19 protein-coding genes are annotated in these 21355 nt (G+C 60.0%); 12 read left to right on the top strand and 7 right to left on the bottom strand.

Going from position 1 to position 21355, the window contains the following annotated elements; all coding sequences use genetic code 11:
* The first annotated feature begins 2 nt into the window (after nt 1–2).
* The 3 genes from hisC to AC6H1L_RS13790 all read left to right on the top strand — a co-directional run bounded on the left by hisC (nt 3) and on the right by AC6H1L_RS13790 (nt 3903).
* Nucleotides 3–1145, top strand: coding sequence for a histidinol-phosphate transaminase (gene hisC, locus AC6H1L_RS13800; protein ID WP_497598070.1), 1143 nt, complete (start codon nt 3–5; stop codon nt 1143–1145).
* A gap of 460 nt (nt 1146–1605) precedes the next feature.
* Nucleotides 1606–2922 (top strand): phosphopyruvate hydratase, encoded by a 1317-nt coding sequence (gene eno / locus AC6H1L_RS13795; protein ID WP_497598069.1) that lies wholly within the window; start codon nt 1606–1608, stop codon nt 2920–2922.
* A 78-nt stretch (nt 2923–3000) separates the two neighbouring features.
* Complete coding sequence (locus tag AC6H1L_RS13790; protein ID WP_497598068.1) at nt 3001–3903, top strand: alpha/beta fold hydrolase; 903 nt, start codon at nt 3001–3003, stop codon at nt 3901–3903.
* Between the two features lie 170 nt (nt 3904–4073).
* Here AC6H1L_RS13790 and AC6H1L_RS13785 read toward each other — a convergent pair whose 3' ends face one another.
* Together AC6H1L_RS13785 and AC6H1L_RS13780 are read right to left on the bottom strand one after the other, a co-directional pair.
* Complete coding sequence (locus AC6H1L_RS13785; protein WP_497598067.1) at nt 4074–4277, bottom strand: hypothetical protein; 204 nt, start codon at nt 4275–4277, stop codon at nt 4074–4076.
* Nucleotides 4278–4304: 27 nt separating this feature from the next.
* Complete coding sequence (locus AC6H1L_RS13780) at nt 4305–5105, bottom strand: hypothetical protein (RefSeq protein WP_497598066.1); 801 nt, start codon at nt 5103–5105, stop codon at nt 4305–4307.
* Between the two features lie 600 nt (nt 5106–5705).
* Here AC6H1L_RS13780 and AC6H1L_RS13775 point away from each other — a divergent pair.
* The 6 genes from AC6H1L_RS13775 to pcaF all read left to right on the top strand — a co-directional run bounded on the left by AC6H1L_RS13775 (nt 5706) and on the right by pcaF (nt 11910).
* Nucleotides 5706–6554, top strand: coding sequence for an XdhC family protein (locus AC6H1L_RS13775; protein WP_497598065.1), 849 nt, complete (start codon nt 5706–5708; stop codon nt 6552–6554).
* A gap of 278 nt (nt 6555–6832) precedes the next feature.
* A complete protein-coding gene (locus AC6H1L_RS13770) occupies nt 6833–7786 on the top strand; it encodes an NHL repeat-containing protein (RefSeq protein WP_497598064.1) in 954 nt (317 codons plus the stop codon).
* A complete protein-coding gene (locus AC6H1L_RS13765; RefSeq protein ID WP_497598063.1) occupies nt 7783–8697 on the top strand; it encodes a CoA transferase subunit A in 915 nt (304 codons plus the stop codon). Before AC6H1L_RS13770 ends, AC6H1L_RS13765 begins: the two co-directional genes overlap by 4 nt.
* A 180-nt stretch (nt 8698–8877) precedes the next feature.
* The gene (locus AC6H1L_RS13760) at nt 8878–9657 is read left to right on the top strand and encodes a CoA-transferase subunit beta (protein ID WP_497598062.1); all 780 of its coding nucleotides are present in this window, start codon (nt 8878–8880) and stop codon (nt 9655–9657) included.
* A gap of 146 nt (nt 9658–9803) precedes the next feature.
* Nucleotides 9804–10580: an enoyl-CoA hydratase-related protein gene (locus AC6H1L_RS13755; RefSeq protein WP_497598061.1), complete on the top strand. Its 777-nt coding sequence runs from the start codon at nt 9804–9806 to the stop codon at nt 10578–10580.
* A gap of 133 nt (nt 10581–10713) precedes the next feature.
* Nucleotides 10714–11910 carry a 3-oxoadipyl-CoA thiolase gene (gene pcaF / locus AC6H1L_RS13750; protein ID WP_497598060.1) on the top strand — a complete coding sequence of 399 codons (1197 nt, stop codon included), beginning with the start codon at nt 10714–10716 and terminating at the stop codon, nt 11908–11910.
* 111 nt (nt 11911–12021) lie between these two features.
* Here pcaF and rplI read toward each other — a convergent pair whose 3' ends face one another.
* From rplI to AC6H1L_RS13735, 3 genes are all read right to left on the bottom strand, one after another.
* Nucleotides 12022–12546 carry a 50S ribosomal protein L9 gene (gene rplI / locus AC6H1L_RS13745; RefSeq protein ID WP_497598059.1) on the bottom strand — a complete coding sequence of 175 codons (525 nt, stop codon included), beginning with the start codon at nt 12544–12546 and terminating at the stop codon, nt 12022–12024.
* A gap of 355 nt (nt 12547–12901) precedes the next feature.
* Complete coding sequence (locus AC6H1L_RS13740; protein WP_497598058.1) at nt 12902–14071, bottom strand: carboxylate-amine ligase; 1170 nt, start codon at nt 14069–14071, stop codon at nt 12902–12904.
* 286 nt (nt 14072–14357) lie between these two features.
* Entirely contained in the window at nt 14358–14768 is a 411-nt protein-coding gene (locus tag AC6H1L_RS13735) for a cytidine deaminase (RefSeq protein WP_497598057.1), read from the bottom strand.
* Between the two features lie 363 nt (nt 14769–15131).
* Here AC6H1L_RS13735 and AC6H1L_RS13730 point away from each other — a divergent pair, with 363 nt between their 5' ends.
* Nucleotides 15132–15830, top strand: coding sequence for a response regulator transcription factor (locus AC6H1L_RS13730; RefSeq protein ID WP_497598056.1), 699 nt, complete (start codon nt 15132–15134; stop codon nt 15828–15830).
* Nucleotides 15831–16384: 554 nt separating this feature from the next.
* Nucleotides 16385–16666 (top strand): helix-turn-helix domain-containing protein, encoded by a 282-nt coding sequence (locus AC6H1L_RS13725; protein WP_297168068.1) that lies wholly within the window; start codon nt 16385–16387, stop codon nt 16664–16666.
* Nucleotides 16667–16863: 197 nt separating this feature from the next.
* Here the strand turns inward: AC6H1L_RS13725 and AC6H1L_RS13720 are convergent, their stop codons facing one another.
* Together AC6H1L_RS13720 and AC6H1L_RS13715 are read right to left on the bottom strand one after the other, a co-directional pair.
* Complete coding sequence (locus tag AC6H1L_RS13720) at nt 16864–17319, bottom strand: hypothetical protein (protein WP_497598055.1); 456 nt, start codon at nt 17317–17319, stop codon at nt 16864–16866.
* Nucleotides 17320–18078: 759 nt separating this feature from the next.
* Nucleotides 18079–19233, bottom strand: a complete 1155-nt coding sequence (locus tag AC6H1L_RS13715; RefSeq protein ID WP_497598054.1) for a helix-turn-helix domain-containing protein — start codon at nt 19231–19233, stop codon at nt 18079–18081.
* A 608-nt stretch (nt 19234–19841) separates the two neighbouring features.
* Here AC6H1L_RS13715 and AC6H1L_RS13710 point away from each other — a divergent pair.
* A complete protein-coding gene (locus AC6H1L_RS13710; RefSeq protein ID WP_497598053.1) occupies nt 19842–20786 on the top strand; it encodes a methyltransferase domain-containing protein in 945 nt (314 codons plus the stop codon).
* Nucleotides 20787–21355 lie beyond the last annotated feature (569 nt).

The raw sequence follows: 21355 nt of genomic DNA, 5'->3' as shown, positions 1-21355 counted from the left end.
CCATGCAACCATATGCCTCGCGTGTTGTTCAGGTCCGTCCAGAGATCGAACGCATTGCTCCCTATGTGCCAGGAGAATCGCTAGAAGCTTTCTCGCAAAGAACCGGCATTCCAATTGATCGCTTGATCAAGCTCAATAGTAATGAAAATCCCTATGGCCCAATCCCGCCGGTGTTGGCCGCCTTAGGGCGCTATGTGCACTATAATAATTATCCCGATACGGACTCTACTGCCCTGCGGCGAGCGCTGGCCGAGTTCACGGGCCTCGATGAGCGCTATATCGTGCTGAGCCACGGCAGCAATGAGCTGATCAATCTGCTCTGGCATGTCTTCCTGTCGGTTGGAGACAATATCATTTGCTGCCCGCCTACTTTTACGCTCTATACGACAGTGACAACGCTCTGCGGCGCTTATGTGATCGAAGTCCCGCGGACAGAGTCTTACGACATCGATGTCGAGGCCATCCTGTCAGCTTTGACTCCCGAAACAAAGCTGATTGTGCTCTGCTCTCCCAATAATCCGACGGGCAATCTGGTGGCCCAGGAGGATATTCTGCGCTTGCTGGAGACAGGGCGCATCGTGGTCGTCGATGAGGCTTATGTGGAGTTCTCGCAGCAGCCGCGGGGCGTGGCCCATCTGGTCCCTGAGTACCCCAATCTGGTGGTGCTGCGCTCTTTTAGTAAGTGGGCGGGCCTGGCGGGTCTGCGCATCGGCTATGGTCTCTTCCCGGAGTGGATCGCCAGCTACTTACGACGGGCCCAGTGTCCCTTTGAGGTGAATGTGGCCGGCCATATCGCTGCTATAGAGACACTGGCTCATCTCGATTGCGTCTGGGAGCGCGTCCAGCGCCTGATCGAGGAGCGTGAACGCCTCTTCCAGGTATTGGCCGCTCAGCCCTACCTGGCGCCCGTCCCTTCCCAGGGCAACTTTATTATGGCGCGCGTCTGCGATGAGGAGATTACAGTGGAGGACGTTCGGGCAAGCGTTGAGGCGTATGGCATTCTTCTGCGCTATTTCCAGCATCCGTATCTGCAGAACGTTCTGCGGGTGACCGTGGGCTTGCCGGAGCATACTGATTTGCTGGCGCGCGCTTTGGCTGAAGTGCGTCCTGGAAGGGCGCTCCGCAGCGCAGGCTCCTCCGGCTGAACCGGTCGGAGGCGCTGACCTCGCCAGTTTTGGGCCGGTCTGGTTGCTTGCTTGCTTTGATCCGCTCTTCTCTCACGAGTAGGGTTGAGATCAGGCAGCTTCTCCAGGCCGGCAAGTCCTTTTGCTGAGCGAGGCTGGCGACCCGCTCCTTTCTTCCGGCATCTGTGCGCTTGCTTGCACTCTTCTTCTTTCTTTCCACCCTTCACCGATGTGCTTCTGTTGTGCGTCGTCTGTCCTGGGCTTGCTTTGACGACTGCCCTTGGCTAGCCCGCCGGTTTCTGGTTTTGGTGGCACCCTTCGCCTGGCAACAAAATGCTTGCCCGCGTCCCCTGGCACGCGTTACAATACAGCCGGCAATGATGGGCAACGCCGCGCTATCATCGACTGTTCGTCTTCTTTCTACCCAAGCATCTAAGATCTGAGTAGAGTTGAGAGAGGTAGGTATCGTTCTATGCCTGGTGTGAGTAGAGAAAGTACGGTCATCGCGAACCTGCTGGCTCGCGAGATACTTGATTCGCGGGGCAATCCGACGGTTCAGGTGGAGGTCTGGCTGAAGGGCGGTGCTCACGGCGTGGCCTCGGTTCCCTCGGGGGCCTCAACAGGGGCCCATGAGGCGGTAGAGCTGCGCGATGGCGACAGTCAGCGCTATGGCGGTAAGGGTGTGCTCACGGCGGTCCAGCATGTCAATACGACGCTGCGCGAGGCGCTGATCGGCCAGGACGCCACGGATCAGGTGGCCCTTGATGGCTTGATGGTCCAGCTTGATGGAACAGCGAATAAGGGCAAGCTTGGCGCCAACGCGATTCTTGGCGTCTCGCTCGCCCTGGCCCATGCGGCTGCCAATGCTCTTGGTCAGCCGCTCTATCGTTATTTGGGTGGGGTCTCAGCCAGTGTGCTGCCTGTGCCGATGATGAATATTCTCAACGGGGGCAAGCATGCCGATAACTCTGCCGATATGCAGGAGTACATGATTCTACCGGTGGGGGCCCGTTCCTTCCGCGAGGCGCTGCGCATGGGGGCCGAGGTCTATCAGAGTTTGAAAAAGGTCTTGCACAGCAAGAAGTATAATACGAATGTCGGTGACGAGGGCGGTTTCGCGCCGTCGCTCAGCTCGAATCGCGAGCCGCTGGAGCTGCTGCTGACGGCCATTGAGGCGGCTGGCTACCGTCCCGGTGTCGATATTTGTCTTGGCATGGACCCCGCCGCGAGCGAGCTTTATCAGGATGGCAAGTATGTGCTGGCTCGCGAGGGCCGCACGCTTTCATCTGCCGAGATGGTCGATCTCTATGAGCAGTGGGTGAATGAGTATCCGCTGATCTCCATTGAGGATGGCCTGGCAGAAGATGACTGGGAGGGCTGGTCGCTGCTCTGTCGCCGCCTGGGCGGGCGCGTGCAGTTGGTCGGCGATGACCTGTTTGTGACGAATACATCCCGGCTGAAGCGCGGCATTGAGGAGCGGGCCGCTAATTCGATCCTGATTAAGCTCAACCAGATCGGCACCTTGACGGAGACTTTGGCCGCGATTGAGATGGCGAAGCGCGCATCCTTTACGGCAGTGGTCTCTCATCGCTCGGGGGAGACCGAGGATACCACAATCGCCGATCTGGTGGTGGCAACGAATGCGGGCCAGATTAAAACAGGGGCTCCTGCCCGCAGCGAGCGCGTGGCGAAGTACAACCGCTTGCTCGTGATCGAGGAAGAGCTAGGAGAGCGCACGGCCCACTATGCGGGTTTCGGCGCGTTCTATAATGTCCCAGCACTCTACGCGCGGATGTGAGGAGCGAGGTCAGGATGGGTGCCAAGAGCGGGCATCAGGACGCTCGTTCGCAACGCACGGAAGAGCGAGGAAGAAGCGATGACAGAGAGTACTGCGCAGATACCACGGGTGGCGAGCGCCGGTGAGCGGCGTACGATCCGCCTGATCCATTATAATCTGACCTATTATGTCTACGGGGCCGAGCATGGAACCGATGGGGCCCTGGTGCTGCTTCATGATGTGCTGGCGGGGGCCTTCGCCTGGCGCGAGGTCATTCCTGCTCTGACCAGCACGGGGCGCGCTCTTTATGTGTTCGATTTGCTCGGCCACGGCCTCTCTGATCACCCCTGGCCGGCTGATACTTCTGTCTGGGGCCACGCCGACTATCTGGCTATGTTCCTGGACGCCTTGCAGCTGACCAATGTGGTGCTGGTAGGGCATGGGCTTGGCGGTGGTGTGGCCCAGATTCTGGCCACACGGCTGAGCCGTGAGCGTGTGGCGGCTTTGGTCTTGGTTGATACAGTGTGCTATCTCCATGCCTTTGCTGAGGACTGGCCGCTGCCGAAAATGAAGGAGCGTCAGGAGTATGATGCTCCGAAGCGCGCGAGCGTTGAGGATGTGCTGCGCGATCTGCGTGCCACGCTGCCTTTGGCCTCGACGCGGCCCGAGCAGTTTAAGCAGCAGATGCTGGACGATTTCGTGGACCACTGGAATAGCGAACTCCATAAGGAGGTGCTCTATCAGCACATCCGTAATCTTATTCCCTATTACGTGAATTCGGTGTCAAGCGACCTGCAGCGCGTGGGCAAGCCTGTGCTGATCATTTGGGGAGAGGAAGACCGTCAGATTCCGCTCAAGTATGCTCAGCGTCTGCACCGGGAGATTCCAGGCTCGCAGCTCAGCATTATTCCCCAGGCCGGTCATCTGGTGCTTTTCGATGCGCCAGAGGCGGTGGCGCAGGCCATTCGCCAGTTTGTAACCTCCCTGCCAGGGCGCTCATAGCCGCCGGCGGTGGCGAGGAAGCAACAGCAGAGCCACCTATTCCAGACAGGCCCCGGGCCGGCAAGTCCCCCCAGGCCAGGCCCAGGTTGCCATGCTGCTCTGTTCGGGCGATCGTTTCTCAGCCTTCAGATGCCGCCGCAAGAGCAGTACAGCGGCCTGGGCCTTCCGTTTCAGGCGCAGCGGTGAACGTCGATGCCAGCAACTTCCCTACAATAGGCTTCGTAGCAGCGCAGGTAGCACTGCAAAGCCAGCGAGTAGGCATCATAGAGACGCTCTAGCTCAACCGATGAGGCGCCACGCTCGCCGGCCACGACCATGTCGCGCCAGAGCTTGCGCATGCGCTTTTCGGCGTATTGCACTTGCTTCAAGGACATAAGTGATCTCACCCTCGCTTCTGAGCACTAGGAAGCCTTACGACTCTCGCTACGCTGACGATATTCACGGCTTAGCTGCTGAATCAGTTCGCGCGCCGCCGCGTAGTCCCAAGAGGCGAGGTCGCCCGGCTCGGCTTTGCCAAGGGTACTGCAGAGCTTGCGAATGCTGGCAAGTTGTTGATCAGTGATAGGGTCGTGCTCGCTACCGTTATTGCCGCCGGGCCGGGCCTGGCGCTGGCGGGTAGCTGCGGCATTGGCCCCACGCGTGGCAGAGGTGGCAGCCTCAGCTTCAGCAGGGGTGACTGTCTCAGGAGCCCGCTCGGGCGTAGCAGTTGAGGGCCGCTCAACTGGACTATCGACGATGCGATGCTCTTCGTCCAGCTCCGGGGCAAATTGGGTCCCGAAGCCCAAAGCAGCGAGCGCCCGCCCGATCGCTCCCGTTTCAGCCTTTTCAATGAAATCAGGGAAGCTGGCAGCTTTCTCCGATTTCGTGCCTGTGGCGACTCCCCCTTTGCCATCCTTGACAACAGCACGGAAGATCACGAAGCCCTTGGCGCGACGCACCATCTTTTCGTTCCGTCGCGTCTCGCTGTTGTAGGCGTAATACTCCTCTTCAGTCTCGCGCTCAAGATCCAAATGCACCATCTCGGTCTCGATGGTCCCCTGGGGACAGAGTTCGCGAAACCAGACGAGCCGCCACTGAACGGGTAGGTAGTCGCGTAGCTCGCCACGATTGCCGCTTCTGATCTGTACGAGATGCTCGCTCGGGTTGAAGCGTGGGCGCTGCTCATCCCGATGGGGTTGATGTTGCTCTCCAAGAGAGGCCATAGACGCTGCTTCCTCCTTTTGGCTGGTTCGCGCGCCGCAACCTGGCTCGCAAGCCTCTTTGAGCGACCTTCCTGAGCGGCGCTGCGCGCATGATCTCCCCCGTTGAGACCGGACCACTGGCGCACTTGCCCACCGATGTTAGCCCGGCTTATCAGGAGTTAGAACTAATGTTCTAGTATTGTACCCGACCCGGCAGCCTGTGTCAAGCTGGCTGCTTGCTTAGCAGCATGTTGGCAGGCCGGGGCGTCCGTTCATTCATAGGAATCGTTCCAGCGGCAGGCGGCAGAAATGGAAGGGCATATTGATCTTTAGATGAGAAAAGATGATCTTTTTCAAAGCGAGACGAATGACTCTGAGATGGTGATGAGAACAGCCAAATTCTGGAAGGTGTTGCATTGCTGGCCATAATTACTGGTAGAGCAGCTTTTCCGCAATGGAGAGGTATTCACAGGCAAGGCCAGGGTCAGAGAGAGGGGGAGGTAAGCCAGCCTGGTCTGTCAAGCAAGGGGGCAAGAGGTTCGCTGTGCTATAATGGAGAGTGTCCTGCTCAATCATTGAGTAGGAGAGGCAGAGAGCAACGGACAGAGGATGGAAAGAACCATGAGTGCCATCAGCCCCACAGCCGTTTACGAGGCCATTCAAACTGCGCTGCAACGAGGCGAGCGCATTGGCATCGCCACCGTGGTCAAAACCATTGGAGCAGCTCCCTGCGATGTTGGGGCGCGCATGCTGCTTCACGCCGACGGCAGCGCGAGCGGCAGTTTTGGCGGAGGGCGCGTCGATGAGCAAGCGATCAAAGCCATGCAGCAAGCCCTCCAGGAAGGGCACTCGTTCCTCACCCATATCCATATCGATCCCGACGAAGCTGTCGGGAGCTGTGGCGCCACCTTGGAAGTCTTTGTTGAGGCCATCTCGCCCGAGCCGCGGCTGATCATTGCTGGTGCTGGTCACGTCGCCCAGGCGCTGGCGCGCCTTGCCGCCGACCTTGACTTTCGCATCATCGTGGTAGACGATCGCCGCGATCTGGCCGATCCCCGAGCCTTCGGCGAGCGGGTCCAGCTTGTCTTTGGAGACATCGCTCAGACCATTCGCGAGCTGCGACCGGATGCCTCAACCTGGGTGGTCATTGTTACCCGCGGGCACCGGCTCGACGAGGAGGCGCTACGCGCCGCGGTAGAGAGCGAGGCCGCCTATGTAGGGATGATCGGCAGCGCTGGCAAGATTCGCAATATCTTTCGCAACTTACTCAAGGCCGGCATTCCACGCGAGCGCCTTGAGCAGGTGCACACGCCCATTGGCCTCGACATTGGCGCTGTCACCCCCCAGGAGATTGCATTAAGCATCGCTGCCGAGTTGGTGATGACCAGGCGCAAAGGTTCCAAAGGCACCGGGGCCCCGCTCAAGACACTTCACCATCTCATTGAAGAAGTGGCGCCCGTAACTGCCTGATCGAGCGAGCGCAGTAGCGGCGGAGCAGAGGCCGGGGAGCCTCACCCGTTTCGTTTACCCGCAGTGGGCGGAGGCTGAATCAGCGGCCTTCCGATCCTGATTTCCCTCAAGACGCCCGCTTGTGATACGATGGCAATAGAGACAGCGCCTGTTCCATGCCGGCAACAGCGATTGGCTTTCCTTGCCCTGGGCCGGCATGGCCAGGCTCCAGGCGGGGAGCAATCGCTGCTCCAGGTCAGCAATTGATCACATATCGGGGTTTTCGGGAAGGACACGCTATGCTGCGAAGCGAGCATTCGAGGATTCTCTCGGCGTTGCTCCTCTGTTTGCTCATGTTGAGTGCCTGCGGGAGCACCGGCTCCGCCGTTATGCCCACGTCCACGCCTTCCTCGCCAGCGCCGGGGAAATCAGCCACTGCCAGCGCCACCGCCACAGTCAGCGGCACGGTAGTCGCGCCGCACCACTACCGCAGCCGCCTGCTTCTACGCGGGTATGGCAGGCCAGACGATCTGGCCCTTGATGCCCAAGGCAACCTTTTCTTTAGCGACGCTCATAACGGCACCATCAACCGTCTGAACCGGGACGGTTCTGTGAGCGTGCTCGCGCGTGGCCTGGCCGCTCCAGAAGGGCTGGTTGTGCTCCAGGATGGTACAATCATCATAGCGGAACAACGCACTAACCGGCTGCTGCTCTTAATGCCAGGCGCACAGATGCCCTTGGTCTTGCGCACCCTGCCGGGTACGCCGAGTAGCCAGCCGTGCAAAGCCGGGATCGATGGGATCGCCTTTGATAGCACAACTCAGACCCTGATTGTACCAGACAGCCCCACCGGCGAAGTCTACCGCATGAGCCTGGATGGTCGCGCCCTGCAACCCTTGGCCACAGGTATGGAGCGTCCAGTAGGGGCAGCCGTTGATGGGGCTGGCAACGTCTATGTGGCCGATGAATGCGGCCACGCAGTCTGGCGGATCAGTCCTAACGGGCACAAGGTTCGCTTCGGCGGCTTCGGTATGCCGGACGACGTGGCCTGGGATGGACATGGCAACCTGCTGGTGATCGACCTGGCGCCAGCCGTGCATGCCCTGATCCGCCTGCAGCTGGCGACCGGCCAGCGCGAAACGCTTGCAAGCCAGGGCTTTATCGAACCACAGGGACTGGTCATCGACAAGCATGACCATATCTATGTGGCCGATGACTATGCAAACATGATCGTGGAGTTTACACCGACATGAGTAAGCTGCTCTCTATGACCGAGGCGATCAGACGCTATGTCCCCGATGGGGCTTCGGTAGCACTGGGTCTGGCCCTGGAGCCGTGCATTCCCTTCGCTGCAGGCCACGAGATCATTCGCCAGGGGCGCCGCGACCTCACCCTGATCGGACCAATCTCCGATATCCTCTTCGATCAGCTCATTGGGGCTGGCTGCGTGGCGAAGATCCAGGCGGCCTGGGTGGGCAACGTCAGCGAAGGCCTGGGCCACTGCTACCGTCGCGCAACGGAGCAGGCCCTGCCTCGTCCTATTGTCACTGAGGACCACAGCAATTTCACGATCGGCCTGGCTTTGCGCGCCGCCAGTCTGGGTGCCCCCTATATCCCCACGCGCTCTTTGCTGGGGAGCGACCTCCCGCGCAAAAACCCGACTTTTCTGCAGACTACCTCTCCTTTCGATGGCAGCCCTCTGCTGCTCGTGCCAGCCCTGCAGCCCGATGTCACTATCCTCCACGTCCAGCGCAGCGATGAAGACGGCAACGCCCATCTGTGGGGTAGTCTCGGTATCTGCCAAGAAGCCATGTTGGCTGCACGCCGGGTGATCATTGTCGCCGAAGAAATCGTACCGCGCGAGGTTATCGTCAGCGACCCCAACCGCGTCATTGGGCCCTCATACAAGGTCTGCGCGGTCGTTCATGAACCCTGGGGCGCCCATCCCTCAGCCGTTCAAGGCTACTATGATCGCGACCATCAGTTCTACCATGAGTACCATACGCGCACGCGCACACCAGAGGGTTTCCAGCAATGGCTAGACGAGTGGGTGCTTGGCCTCAAGACGCGCCAGGAATACGTGGCGAAGCTGGGCGAGGCCCGCTGTCGCTCTCTGGGCGTCAAGGAGCACCGCTACGCCGCCCCAGTCGACTACGGCTACTAAGCACAGCCTGTCTGTCTGATTGGCTAACTGGCTAACTGCCTATGGCTATCAGGGTCTTTCTGCCCTCTCTTATGCTCGCCGGCAAAGACCACAGCCAGCGAGCAAAGGAGCAAGTGAGCGTCGTGTCGCCCTGCATGCTCGCCGTGAGCGAGAGAGCTACTAGGTAAGGAGGAAAGGGAAATGGACTACACGCCCCGTGAGCTGATGGTCGTGTGCGCCGCGCGCCAGATCCGTGACGGCGAGCGGGTCTTTGTTGGCATGCGTTTGCCGTTGTTGGCCTTCGCCCTCGCCAAGCGCACCCATGCCCCCAACTGTGTCGGTATTTTCGAAACGGGCCTGATTCGCGATACGCCGGCCCGCGAGCTGCTCTACACGATGGGCGATGCGCCCAATATCTGCGGAGCCTTATGGGCCACCGGTACGATCAACGTCATTGGCCTGATGGCGGCGGGCGAAATCGAACTTGGTTTCATCGGCGGAGCGGAAATTGACCGCTACGGGAACCTCAACACCTCGCTAATCGGCAACTGGCAGCAGCCGCGCGTCCGGTTGCCAGGCAGCGGCGGCGGGGCCGATATCGCCTCGTTGGCCCAGCGTCTGGCCATTATCATGCCCCATGAGCGGCACCGCTTGCGCGAGCGCGTCGACTTTGTCACCAGCCCAGGCTACGGCTACCCTGATGAGCATGGGCCTGCTGGAGTGGCCTGGCGGCAGCGCGTGGGCCTGCCACGTGGGGGGCCAGCGGTGCTGATCACTACGCTGGCCGTCTTCACCTTTGATCCTACCACCGGCGAAGCCCTGCTACAGTCCTACCATCCAGGCAGCAGCATTGAGCAGGTCCAGGAGCAAACCGGCTGGCCTTTGCGCCTCGCGCCCGACTGTGCCGAAACAGCTCCGCCTACACCAGAGGAGCTGCGCCTGATTCGCGAGTGCGACCCGCATGGCGTCTGGACCAGCTAATCTCAAGACTGTTCTGGCGGCAGGCGAGGGAAGATTAGCTTTTGCTTCTCGCCTTTCGCCAGCGCGCTACCACACTGTACCCGCCACGCTGTGGCGCAACACCCTAGCACAACAAAACAACCCAGATCAACGCAACGAGGAGAGGCATGGCTGAATATCAATATATTCTCGTTGAACGCGATGAACGGGTGGGCATCGTCACGCTCAATCGTCCCGCGAAGCTGAACGCTCTCAATACGCAGCTCGTCGCCGAACTGAGCACAGCCCTGGAAGAGCTTGATCGCGATGAGGCCATCCGTTGCATGATCATCACCGGAGCCGGCGAGCGCGCCTTTGCCGCCGGTGCTGACATCGAAGAGATGGCCGATAAGTCGCCGATCGATATGCTCACGGGCGGCTTTGAGGCCTGGGAGCGCATCCGGCGTATCAAAAAGCCGCTCATCGCCGCCGTCAACGGCTATGCGCTCGGTGGAGGCTGCGAGCTGGCACTACACTGCGACATCATCGTAGCCTCTGAGAATGCCCGCTTCGGTCAGCCCGAGATTCTTCTAGGTATTATCCCGGGCGCCGGCGGCACGCAGCGCCTGGCGCGCACTCTGGGCAAATATCGCACGATGGAGATGGTGCTCCTGGGCAACCAGATCAGTGCCCGCGAGCTGGCCGATCTGGGGCTGGTGAACCGCGTCGTGCCCCAAGGCGAGCACCTCAAGGAGGCGCTGAAAATCGCCAAAGAGCTGGCCGAGCGACCTCCCATCGCCGTCCGCCTGGCCAAGGAGGCCGTGCTAGCAGCCTTTGAAACGCCGCTGGAAGAGGGGCTAGAGGCTGAGCGCAAAAACTTTTTCCTGCTCTTCGCCAGCGAAGACAAGCGCGAAGGTATGCGCGCCTTCCTTGAAAAGCGGCGCGCGCAATTCCAGGGGCGCTAAGACGGGCTGCCCTGGTCTGGTCGAGCGTTGAGCTGTGACCTTCCAGCCCAGCTTGAGAGCAGACCGACCAGGCACCCTGACCTCTCCACTAGTGAGCGAAGCCTCAGCAGCAATCAGAGAGGAGGCCACAGCTATGGAAGAAGCGGTAATCGTCTCAGCGGTGCGCACGCCTATCGGACGCTATGCGGGAGCGCTCAAAGATGTGCGCCCTGATGATATGGCGGCGCTGGTGATCGCCGAAGCTGTGCGCCGTGCCGGCATCGAACCGGGCAGCGTTGAAGATGTCATCCTGGGCTGCGCCAATCAGGCGGGGGAGGACAACCGCAACGTTGCGCGCATGGCCCTACTGCTGGCAGGCCTGCCGATCCATGTGGCAGGCCAGACCGTCAATCGGCTCTGTGGTTCTGGCCTGCAGGCCATTAACAGCGCCGCGCAGGCGATTCAGGTCGGCGCCGGCGATACTTTTGTCGCCGGCGGTGTCGAGAGCATGACGCGGGCCCCCTTCGTCTTGGGCAAGGCCGAGAGCGCCTTTAGCCGCAATGCCACCCTCTACGATACCACCCTGGGCTGGCGTTTCATCAACCCTAAGCTCGCCGCTATGCACTACCCCTACAGCATGGGCGAGACGGCGGAGAATGTCGCCGAGCGCTATGGCATCAGCCGCGAGGAGCAGGACCGTTACGCTTTGCGCAGCCATCAACGAGCCGTCGCCGCCCAGCAAGATGGACGCTTCGCTGAGGAGATTGTCCCGGTCCCTGTCCCGCAGAAAAAAGGGGAGCCAGTGCTTGTCAGCCAAGATGAGCATCCACGTCCCGATACCTCGCTAGAAAAGCTGGCCGCCCTCAAACCCGCCTTTCGCGAAGGAGGGACCGTCACCGCCGGCAATTCAGCAGGCATCAACGATGGCGCGGCTGCTCTGGTCATGATGAGCGAGCGTCAGGCCCGTGCGCTGGGAGTGCGCCCGCGAGCGCGCATTGTCGCTACTGCGGTCGCCGGCGTCGACCCGGCCTATATGGGCCTGGGACCTATCCCGGCGACTCGCAAGGCCCTGCAACGCGCCGGGCTGAGCATCCACGACCTCGATCTCATCGAGTTGAACGAGGCCTTCGCCGCCCAGGTACTGCAGTGCGTGCGTGAGCTGGAAATCGATGAAGAGAAACTCAATGTGAATGGCGGTGCTATCGCGCTGGGGCACCCCTTGGGCTGCAGCGGCGCTCGCATCATGGTCACGCTACTTCACGAGCTAGAGCGCCGCGGTGGGCGCTATGGGCTGGCAACCATGTGCATCGGCGTCGGCCAGGGGATCGCCACCATCATTGAGCGCCTCTGATCCGGCTTGATCAGGGTGGCTAGAGCGCCAACCAGCCAACTACTTAAAGGAAGGAGGAAACCAGGGAGCTAGAGAAAGGAGGGCGCCCAGAGCGGGTCGGCTGGGCGCCCTTTACTCTTCCTGCGCTGGCTCGGCCTGTTCGGAGGCCTCAGTCGCTGCAGCTTCCGTAGCTTCTGCGGTCTCAACGGCCTCCTGATCGATTACGCGCACGGTAATCCGCGGAACCAGATTGCGAGCCACTCTTACCGGAACCTCAAAGGTGCCGGTAGTTCGAATGGGGCTGGGCAGCTCAATGATGCGGCGATCAATGATCAGGCCCTCAGCCTGGCGTAGGCCATCGGCGATATCCTGGCTCGTCACCGAGCCATAGAGCCGTCCGTTGCGTCCCACCCGCGCCTTGAAGGTCAGTGTGACCTGACTCAGCCGCTCAGCAAGCTGTCGGTTGAGCTGCTCCTGCTTCTCCAGCCGGCGTCGTTCTGCGGCGATACGCTGCTCGCGATTGGCAAGCAAGGCAGGCGTAGCGCCGGCAGCAAGCTTACGTGGCAGCAAATAGTTACGCGCATAGCCGTTGGCAACCTCTTTTACATCGCCGGCCTTGCCCAGCCCCGCTACATCCTGAAGGAGAATGACTTTCATCGTTCTTACTCGAAACTCCTGAAACAGGGGGAAGACTGGCAAGCGACTCACCCAGCCAGGTGAACGCCCAGCCTTCCCCACAGTGTTGGCTAGTGGTCTGTTCCCGAGAAGTATACACCTTCTCACGGGGAAGCGCAAGCAGCATCTGGCAGAAAAGCAGCTACCCGGCGAGCAAAGCAGCGCGAAGGCCCCGGAGGCAGCGCGCCAGCTTTCCCCCAGCAGAGAGAGACAACGACCTCCCTCCGCCCTCACACATAAGCAGCGTCAACCCAGGGAAAAGCATCAGAGAACCACCAGGCCCGCGCCGATAGCTCAGCCCTCAAGCAGCCAGGCAGGAAAGAGCCAGAGCAGGCTCTTAGTCAGAGCGGGTCATCAGGGACCGTCGGTCGGGAGCGGAGTCAAGAGGGACCCCCTCAAGCGTCGTCTCGATCAGATACCGGATGACAGCCAGAAAACTGTGCGTCTCATTCCAGATAGCAATCTGGCGATCAGCGCCAGTGCCACGAGGATCATCGAGCAGGAAACGCAAGTAGTTGATCTCGCGTCGCGTGCCCAGATCGTCGAGGACATCATCGACAAAGTCAAGCAGCTCATGAATAGCGTCGCGCATGGGCAACGTGCGATGATTCACAAAATCGATGACCTGGGCATCGAGGCCGTAGCGCATGGCCCGCCACTTATTCTCTTCTAGGTAATCGCGCGGCATCACATGCAGTCCCATGCCGTGCTTATAGAGCCAGGTCAGCTTTGCCACCAGCGCTTGACAGAGCGCAGCCAGCGCAAGCGTATCCTCGATGGTCGCTGGCATGTCGAAAATCCGAAACTCCAGGGTCTTAAAGAATGGATGCGGGCGCAGATCCCACCAAATCTTTTTCGCATTATCGATGCAGCCGCTCTCTATGAGCGCCTGCACATAGCGATCAAAATCGCCCCAGGTCGGGAAGACCTCTGGCAGCCCGCTGCGCGGAAAACGCTTCCAGACCACAGCACGGTAGGACTTCAAGCCGGTAATACGGTTGCCCCAGAAAGGAGAATTGGCCGACAGCGCCAGCAGATGAGGAAGCCAGGTGCGGACCTGGTTCATCAGGGCAATGGCGATGTCGTTGTTCTCGACGCCGATATGGACATGCAGTCCAAAGATGAGAATCGAGCGACCTACATCCTGAAATTCCTCTTCAAGCTCGACATAGCGGGGATGATTGGACCGCTGCTGCTCCTGCCACAAGCCGCCGGGATGCGTGCCAGCGCTAACCAAGGCCAGGCCCTCCTGAGCCACCAGCCGCGCCAGCCGCGCACGTAATTGCTGCGTCTCCAGGCGCGCCGCCGCAATGTTAGGATAGACGGGGCTGATTAGCTCAATCGTGGACTGCAACATCTCTGGCTTGATTTGCTCGCCAAATTGAGAGGCTCCTTTCTCAAGAATGGTGTGGACGCCGGGCACAAGGCGGCCTGTCTGCGGGTCGACAAGCTGGAACTCTTCTTCAATTCCAATGGAAGGAGTAGGCAGCTGGTATGTTCGGAACATATGTCCTCCTCAGCGTTGAAGGAACAAGCAACCGGCTGGCAAGGTACATTTCCTTACTGGGGCCGGCATGGCCAGCAATCAGCCATGCTGGAACACGCTGCTTATATTGTACCATAAGTCGATCATTTTCACCAGATATCGCATCGATGGAGATAAAAGCAGGTGCTGAGGAAAGAACAGGGAGAGCCGACATCTAGCACCGGTCAGCCAGGCAGGTCAGACGAGACGGCGGGCACCGCCGCCGTGCCTGATCCGCGAGTCAGGCACGGCTTGAACAGCGCCCGGACTAGAGACCAAAAGCGTAAGGCAAGAGATCACTGACAGTAAAGCTCTCCTCAAGGCCATCGATATAGATGGTGGCCTGGGGAGCCAGATCAGCCAGCCACTGGCGACAGGCCCCACAGGGCGTACGCGCTGAGGCAGGAGCGGCAGGCGGCGCATCGATGCAAGCCACAGCCACATGAGTGATCGTGCGCGCGCCCGCACTCAGCGCGGCGGCGAGAGCCGCACGCTCAGCGCACAGCGTCAGGCCATAACTTGAGATCTCCACATTGACCCCACGATAGAGCTGACCGTCAGCCACCACCACTGCGCCGACCCGAAAATGGGAATACGGGGCATAGGCCTGAAGCGCCGTTGTTCGCGCCAGCTCTAGCAAAGCTTCTCGCTCCAGAACTCCAGATTGCTCCCCTGTCATTGTGCTTGTGCTCCCTTCTTGTCCGTATCCAGCCTGTTTGTTGGTCTAGCGATCTCGCTCTTCCTCTCACCTCGGCTGGCGCTACCTGTCCGGCGACCCGATCCGGCCCTGGTCCTTGGCCTCGTGAGAGGGTAGGATGGCTAAGTTCCCAGCACCAGGAATCCAAGATTCGCACGGCGAGGTAGCCAATCGGGTGACTGGTCGTAGCCCAGATTGTATCATGCTGTTACCACCCTGAATACGACCCGTTACTAGCAGTGAAAGCTTAACCCGACCGGCTAGCTACAGCCACGAACACACGCCGATCCGTCCCCAGTGGGGGAGAAGAGCAGCAACAGGCTTGCAAATCAGGAGGAAAGACACGTGAAGATCCTGGTAGCGGATGACGACCGCGATATGGTGGACATCCTGAGCTACTGGCTCAAAGGGCATGGCTACGAGGTAGTGCGCGCCTTCGATGGCGAGCAGGCGATCAAGCGCTGGCGCGAGACGCTGCCCGACCTGGTGATTCTGGATGTTGAGATGCCTAAGATCGACGGTTTCGAGGTCTGCCGCCAGATGCGCAACGAGACCAATTCGATGGTGCTGATCTTGACGGCCCACGATCAGGAGGAGGACGAGATCCGCGGGCTGGAGTTGGGAGCCGACGATTACCTGCGCAAGCCATTTAGCCCGCGTCAACTGCTGGCGAGAATCAAGGCAATCCTGCGCCGGGCCTCGAATGTGCGTGGCTCTACCAACTCGTCAACGATCACCGTGGGACCATTCTCGCTGGACGCCATGCGCCATGAGGTGGTGCGCGATGGCGTGAAGATTCGCTTGACTCCCACGGAGAGCCGCTTGCTGCATCTGCTGATGACTCACACAGGCCAGGTCTTGACTACCGATATGATTATTGAACGCGTCTGGGGCTACGATGAGGCCGGCGATTCGGGCCTGGTGAAGACGCATATCCGCCATCTGCGCCAGAAGATCGAGCCAAATGCCAACCAGCCCCGCTATATTACGACTGTGCCCGGCGTTGGCTATACCTTCACTGCACCGACTCCCGTCGAGTCTTGATGGCCCTGAAAGGAGGATGTTTCCGCTTTATCCGCAGCCTCTCTATCCGCCAGCCCGGCGCGGCCCGGCTCTCGCCCTTGGCTCAGTATCGCTGCCAGTTTGTTCGGTTCTGCTCTCTGCTGAGCTGCTGATCTCGTCCGCCCTGCTGGCTCAGGCGCCTGGTCAGTTGCGGTGAGCAGCGATACTGGCCTCGCCTGCCCGGCTCCCAACTCGCCAGGGCGCTGGTCAGAGCAAGGATCAGACACCGTCGCAGCTATACCGTACGCCCTGCATGGCATGGGTCGCCCGTGTTCTCTCTACGCGCTTCCTCTCCATCACCACTATCAGCTCAACCCGGCTCGGTCGGCACGCGGCTCCCTTAGATCGATGGTTATGAATGCGGAACGCCGGAGGGCAAAACTTAACCTGATGTTAACCGGATCTCCATAAAAAAGTGTATCAAGGTAGGTTAGGATAACCAGCGTTGAGACAATATATCTACATATAGCTCTCAGTATCCAAGAAATGCTCTTTTTGAGCGGTGAACTCATCAATCGGTCGTAAGGAGAGAATCGATGGCAATGCCAGTTATGCAAGATGACGATGTTCTGTTGACGTTCAAAGAGGCTATGAACTATCTGCGCGTCAGCCGTTCGACGCTCTACCGCCTGATGTGGTCTGGCCAGCTCACAGGGCACAAAGTTGGCAGCACGTGGCGCTTTTACCGCGGTGACCTGCGCGCCTGCGTGGGCCGCGAGACGCCGACGCCGGTGGCCAAGCTGCAGGCCAAGCTGCAGTCGCGTCTCTCTACGCAGAACAACCAGAACCAGAATGCTACTACGGCCCACAATAGCTAGCTGCTGTACTACGCCTAAAAAAGGTGACGCGCTGTAGCATCATTCACTGGTTTGCGCCCTCCATAGCGAACCGGACCGAGGCTAGCTGGCCCGTCCGGTTCGCTTTTTGCCCTACGCACGCATACTCGCCTGCCGAGGCGCACCGCCTGGAGCCACAGTGCAAGCAAACACGCTGCTGATCTCCGCTCTGTCCCTCATCAAATGCGATCAAAGTCGATAATTTTCCAGCTATCGCCTACCTGTTGCACCGTGAGCAGCACTGTGTAGGACAGGTGCCTGCGCGCTACATCGACCTCCACGGTATAGGTTGGTCCCTGTTGCAGACCAAGATCAGGCAGCGAACGGATTTGATAGCTCAGAACAGGGCCATAGCGCTTATCGAAATCGTTCGCCTCCTGAATGAATCCCTGCTGTGTTAGCTGAGCATGGAAACCGCCAGGCTGCAAATCCTGAAAGGCCTGGGCGTAGTCCTGACGCTGAATAGCATCATAGTAGTCGCTCACCAGCGCCACCAGGCCGTTATACTGCTGCTGAAGCTGTCTGACAGGCCCAGCAACGACCCAGGCGCCCACCCCGATACAGGCGAGCAAGACCAGGCCCAGGATGGCGAGCAAGATCCAAACGATGCGCCGCGAGCGCCTGGCGGTGGTCACCGGGGCCCCACTCTGTGACCAGCCTGAACCTCCGTAGGATGAGGAAGGTGCAGAGGGTCCAGAAGAAGATATCTCCGGTTGACGGGATGCCTCTGGAGAAGTGAACGGCGGAAATGGAGGGAGCGCTGAGGGGGTTGCTGGCCGCCCAGTGCCGGGCGTAGGCCTGGCCTGCACGTGGGAACCCTGTCTTTCCACGCCAGGAGCGAGACGCTCATAAAACGAAGGGGGCGGCGGATAGACAAAATCACTTACTGGCTCAGCGGCTGCGGTAGACGGTGGTTGCCCCGAGATTGGCCCTAGCGTTTGGCTTACAGACTCCTTTGAAGGCGAGGGAGTCGAGGAGTCAGAAGCGATTTTCTCCTCTGGCTCCTGCTGGCCCTGGCCGCTACTCTGCGGGGCACCTGCCGGCTCTGGAGACTGCATGAGCTTGCTCCTCAAAGAGAGTCACTCTAGTGAATAGAGCTTATTCACTTGTACCAAAAAGCTAGCAGATCAGGCCCCCACTGTCAAGGAAAATACCGGGAGACAAAGATGCCCCACACGCCAGTGGCCCTGGCCCAGGGAAGCGCGCCCCCAGCTTGAGCGCCTCGCTTCACCCGACGCCTCAGCCCTCACTGGCAGAGCAAGGCGAGGCAGCTCGCTGCTGCCCTGACTGGCTGGTAGCAGCAGCCGAGCCGACCAGAGGAGCCCCCCAGAGCAAGAGCGCGGCCCAGAGGTAAGAGGAGCGGCCTGAGCGCTGCGCTCCTGCTTCGGCAACGCTCAAGGCCGCTCCGTCGAAAGGGCGAAATGCATCGGCGCCAGTTGCTCAAATTCCTCTTCCATCTCCATGCGGACGCGCTTCTCTGCCTCTGGACGGGAAAGCTGAAAACGGCGTGCGTACATAATGACGCGGTTCACGAAGGTACGGCTGATCTCTTCACGCTGCCAGCGGATATCAGGCATGGGACGCAGGTGAATCAGCGAGGGATCATAGAAAGCCGACTCGGGCAGAGCCAGAGCCACCAGCAGGGCATACTCATTGACAGCCTGGCAGACGGCTGGCGAGAAGAAATCAGCTTGAGTGCTGGAGACGATGAGCACCCCGGCACAGCGACCGGCAAACAGAACGGGACAGGCGCAGGCGCTGCGCTCGAACTCCTCGGCGACGAACTGATGGCGCTGCTCGCGATCTAGCTCACTCCAGGTCTGCAGGCGCTGGAGCATCGCCGCGGTGCCAGCCAGGGTCGTGCTCCCAAGAAAGGCCCGGCTTTCCTGCGTCTCCGACCAGGGGCTGGTAGCACGGACCTCGGCCTCATAGAGGGAGTGGATGCCATCGGGACGCGGCGGCATTAGCTCCGCATAGGTTAGCGCCAAACCACGCTGTTCAGGATCAAGATGCCTGATGGCCGCTTCGAAAATAAGTTGGATCATCTGCCAGCGTCGGCTGTCGTCCTGCACAATGGTCGCGCGCAGCTCCAGGATCTGCCGGTAGAGCTCGCGGGAGACCGGCGGGACCTCGCCAGCCGGCGGCAGGTCCAGCACATTTGGAAAACTCTGCTCGATAGCTTCCTGCAGCTCGCGTCGATACTCAGGCATTACCACCTCTACCATCTGCCTCAGATAGGCAGGCCGCGGCTCCGATTGGCCATTCATCCAGCGATAGACCGTGTTCTCAGAGACACTGAGGGCATTGGCGAATTGGGAGATGCGCGCTCGGTCACGCTTGAGAATCCGCTGCAGGGTCAGGCTGAAAGGAGTAAGTCCCGCGATGGCCGGGCCAGATTCGGCGGAGCGGGACCCGCTCCGGCGCCGAGAGCGTTTGGCCGCGCCGGGATTGGCATGGCGACCACGGCTACGCGCCGGAGGACGCGCTTCGGGCCCACTAGCCCGCTGCCTCTGCCGCGGCGGGCGTGCAGGGTCATGTCCTTGCTTCATGTTGCTCGATGCTCCTTCCTTAGCTTCCTCCCTTATGGAACGAGACGGGTGCGCTAGTAAGCAGCGCTGCCGCTAGAAGAGTCCAGCCCAGGCCCGGACGGCGGCTACGCTGCGGATCAACGATCTATGTCTGTATGCTTGCTTACTTGCGTCCACGTGTGATGGTGAGAGGCGGCGCTGAAGATGGATCTGTCTCTACTCTCTTCTTGCCTGATCTGGTTGCAGAGAAAGGATTTGCCTGAGCCGATTATATCACGTCGATGGAGCAGATTACCAGGGCGTTTTCTCACATGAAAGCATTTTCATGCATCCTTCCATTTATTACAACATTTTAATATCGTGAGGAGCAGGCTTGTTCAAGGTGGGAAGCGGCCTGAAGGGGCTTTCTAGCATCGAGCGTGCAGTGTTTGTGCATCGTGCCCACTTGCCAGGTTGCATGATAGGACGCGATGCAGCCTTCTAGCTCAGGCTGGATCATGAACAAAGTATTACAAAATTCCTACAAATGTACACACACTATTGTCTTCTCAGTGGCCTGCATGTTATACTCTCCTCATCATTGAAGAAACCTTTGTTTGCGCCACGTGCGCGAAGGCGAGGATTGTACTATGGCAGCGAATAATCCGGTCTTTGGTAATGAATGCGGGCTTCCACTCAATGCGGTTGCCTGGCTGGAAATGCACCACCGCTGCAAGGCAGCAGAGCGCGAACAGATGGTGCGCGACCTCCAGCTCAAGGCGGGAAGCCTCGTGGTTGATGCCGGCTGTGGCCCCGGCCTCTGGGTCCCTTTGCTGGCCCGGGCCATCGGCCCCCAAGGACGCATTATCGGCGTAGATATCTCGGTCGAAGCCCTGGTTACCGCCCGGCGACGCAGCGCGGGCACCTGGTACGCTTCCCAGGTTGAGTATAAGCTGGCTCCCTTGGAGCAGTTGCCTCTCGCGCATGGTACCGTCGATGCTATCTTTAGCGCCAATGTCAGTCAGTACTTGCCTGAGCCGGTCAAGACGTTCAAGACGCTCGGTCAGTACCTTGTGCCCGGGGGCCGCCTGATCGTGAAGGACATCGACTTCGGGACGCTCCGCTTTCATACCATTGATGCCGGCCTCCAGGCCCGCGTTTTTCAGGCGCGCGAGCGCTGGGAGCGCGTGCGCGTCGAGCATGGCTATCCTTTCGAAGATAGTTGGGTCGGTTCGAAATTGGCGGGCTACCTCCGCGAAGCTGGCTATGAGGAGATCGAAGAGAAGACCTATCTGATCCAGCGGCGCTATCCCCTCTCACCCGACTACCGCGCTTACTTGCAGGGCATTGCCGAATGGTTCGTCTGCGAGGGGGCTCCAGGCCTGAGCTCCGAGGATCTTACGGCCTGGCTCCAATGTTTCTTTGATGAAGAATACAATGTCTTCGATCAGGAAACTTTCTTATATGAGGAGACAGAGTATGTGGTAAGTGGCGTCTGGCCCGGTCGGCTCGCCTCCCGCGAAGAGGAAACGCTGGCCGCCTCCTTCGAGGAGCCTGAGCGCCGTTTGCTCTCTCTGGAGGAGGTGCTGCATTAGTTAGCTCCTCTCGTCGGGCGGGCAGGTGAGCCCAGGGGCCAGCCTTGTAGTGATGGGCCTGTGGCCAATGGGCGGCAAGCCTGTCAGGACGCTGCCTTGTTGAAGGATGCGCTTATGGCATCCTTGCGCTGCGCTTGCTCTTTGAGCGCCCTCGCCGACTCCCTGGCTTGTTTGTACGGTACGTACCTTGGTTCGCTCCTTGGCCATCAAGGTTTCGCTCGCCAGCGGCTGGCCCAGAAGACTAGGAAGAGGCTACAAGGCTGTCGGTAGGTAGTCCATCCAGGCAGGGATCGCTCAATCACGCGCGCAATAAATAAGCACTCGCTCGGGGGAGAAGTCCTAGATTCTTTTCCTCTAACCGCCCCTCGTGGCGATGCACCGTTTCCGATCCGCGTTGCTCTCCCACGGCGGGCAGGGGTGGTTTCCCCTCCATCCCTGCCCTTCTCTTCTCCAGGTGTCGCTTCGCTGCAGGCCGCCCCTCAAGGCCCTCGTCTCCCTCCGGCTGCGCCGGCCCATGCTCTCTTCGTTGCCCCCCATGAAAAAAAACGGCCCAGTGGGCCGTTTCGCGC

It is taken from the genome of Thermogemmatispora argillosa (genome assembly GCF_059696725.1).
The sequence above is the reverse complement of the archived record's forward strand: the minus strand, read 5'-3'. Positions and strand labels throughout refer to the sequence as shown.

Excerpts from the sequence above, each read along its gene's own strand:
- hisC (WP_497598070.1), top strand. The coding sequence starts at position 3 with ATGCAACCATATGCCTCGCGTGTTGTTCAGGTCCGTCCAGAGATCGAA.
- AC6H1L_RS13790 (WP_497598068.1), top strand. The coding sequence starts at position 3,001 with ATGACAGAGAGTACTGCGCAGATACCACGGGTGGCGAGCGCCGGTGAG.
- AC6H1L_RS13785 (WP_497598067.1), bottom strand. The coding sequence starts at position 4,277 with ATGTCCTTGAAGCAAGTGCAATACGCCGAAAAGCGCATGCGCAAGCTC.
- AC6H1L_RS13780 (WP_497598066.1), bottom strand. The coding sequence starts at position 5,105 with ATGGCCTCTCTTGGAGAGCAACATCAACCCCATCGGGATGAGCAGCGC.
- AC6H1L_RS13775 (WP_497598065.1), top strand. The coding sequence starts at position 5,706 with ATGAGTGCCATCAGCCCCACAGCCGTTTACGAGGCCATTCAAACTGCG.
- AC6H1L_RS13770 (WP_497598064.1), top strand. The coding sequence starts at position 6,833 with ATGCTGCGAAGCGAGCATTCGAGGATTCTCTCGGCGTTGCTCCTCTGT.
- AC6H1L_RS13765 (WP_497598063.1), top strand. The coding sequence starts at position 7,783 with ATGAGTAAGCTGCTCTCTATGACCGAGGCGATCAGACGCTATGTCCCC.
- AC6H1L_RS13760 (WP_497598062.1), top strand. The coding sequence starts at position 8,878 with ATGGACTACACGCCCCGTGAGCTGATGGTCGTGTGCGCCGCGCGCCAG.
- AC6H1L_RS13755 (WP_497598061.1), top strand. The coding sequence starts at position 9,804 with ATGGCTGAATATCAATATATTCTCGTTGAACGCGATGAACGGGTGGGC.
- pcaF (WP_497598060.1), top strand. The coding sequence starts at position 10,714 with ATGGAAGAAGCGGTAATCGTCTCAGCGGTGCGCACGCCTATCGGACGC.
- rplI (WP_497598059.1), bottom strand. The coding sequence starts at position 12,546 with ATGAAAGTCATTCTCCTTCAGGATGTAGCGGGGCTGGGCAAGGCCGGC.
- AC6H1L_RS13740 (WP_497598058.1), bottom strand. The coding sequence starts at position 14,071 with ATGTTCCGAACATACCAGCTGCCTACTCCTTCCATTGGAATTGAAGAA.
- AC6H1L_RS13735 (WP_497598057.1), bottom strand. The coding sequence starts at position 14,768 with ATGACAGGGGAGCAATCTGGAGTTCTGGAGCGAGAAGCTTTGCTAGAG.
- AC6H1L_RS13725 (WP_297168068.1), top strand. The coding sequence starts at position 16,385 with ATGGCAATGCCAGTTATGCAAGATGACGATGTTCTGTTGACGTTCAAA.
- AC6H1L_RS13715 (WP_497598054.1), bottom strand. The coding sequence starts at position 19,233 with ATGAAGCAAGGACATGACCCTGCACGCCCGCCGCGGCAGAGGCAGCGG.
- AC6H1L_RS13710 (WP_497598053.1), top strand. The coding sequence starts at position 19,842 with ATGGCAGCGAATAATCCGGTCTTTGGTAATGAATGCGGGCTTCCACTC.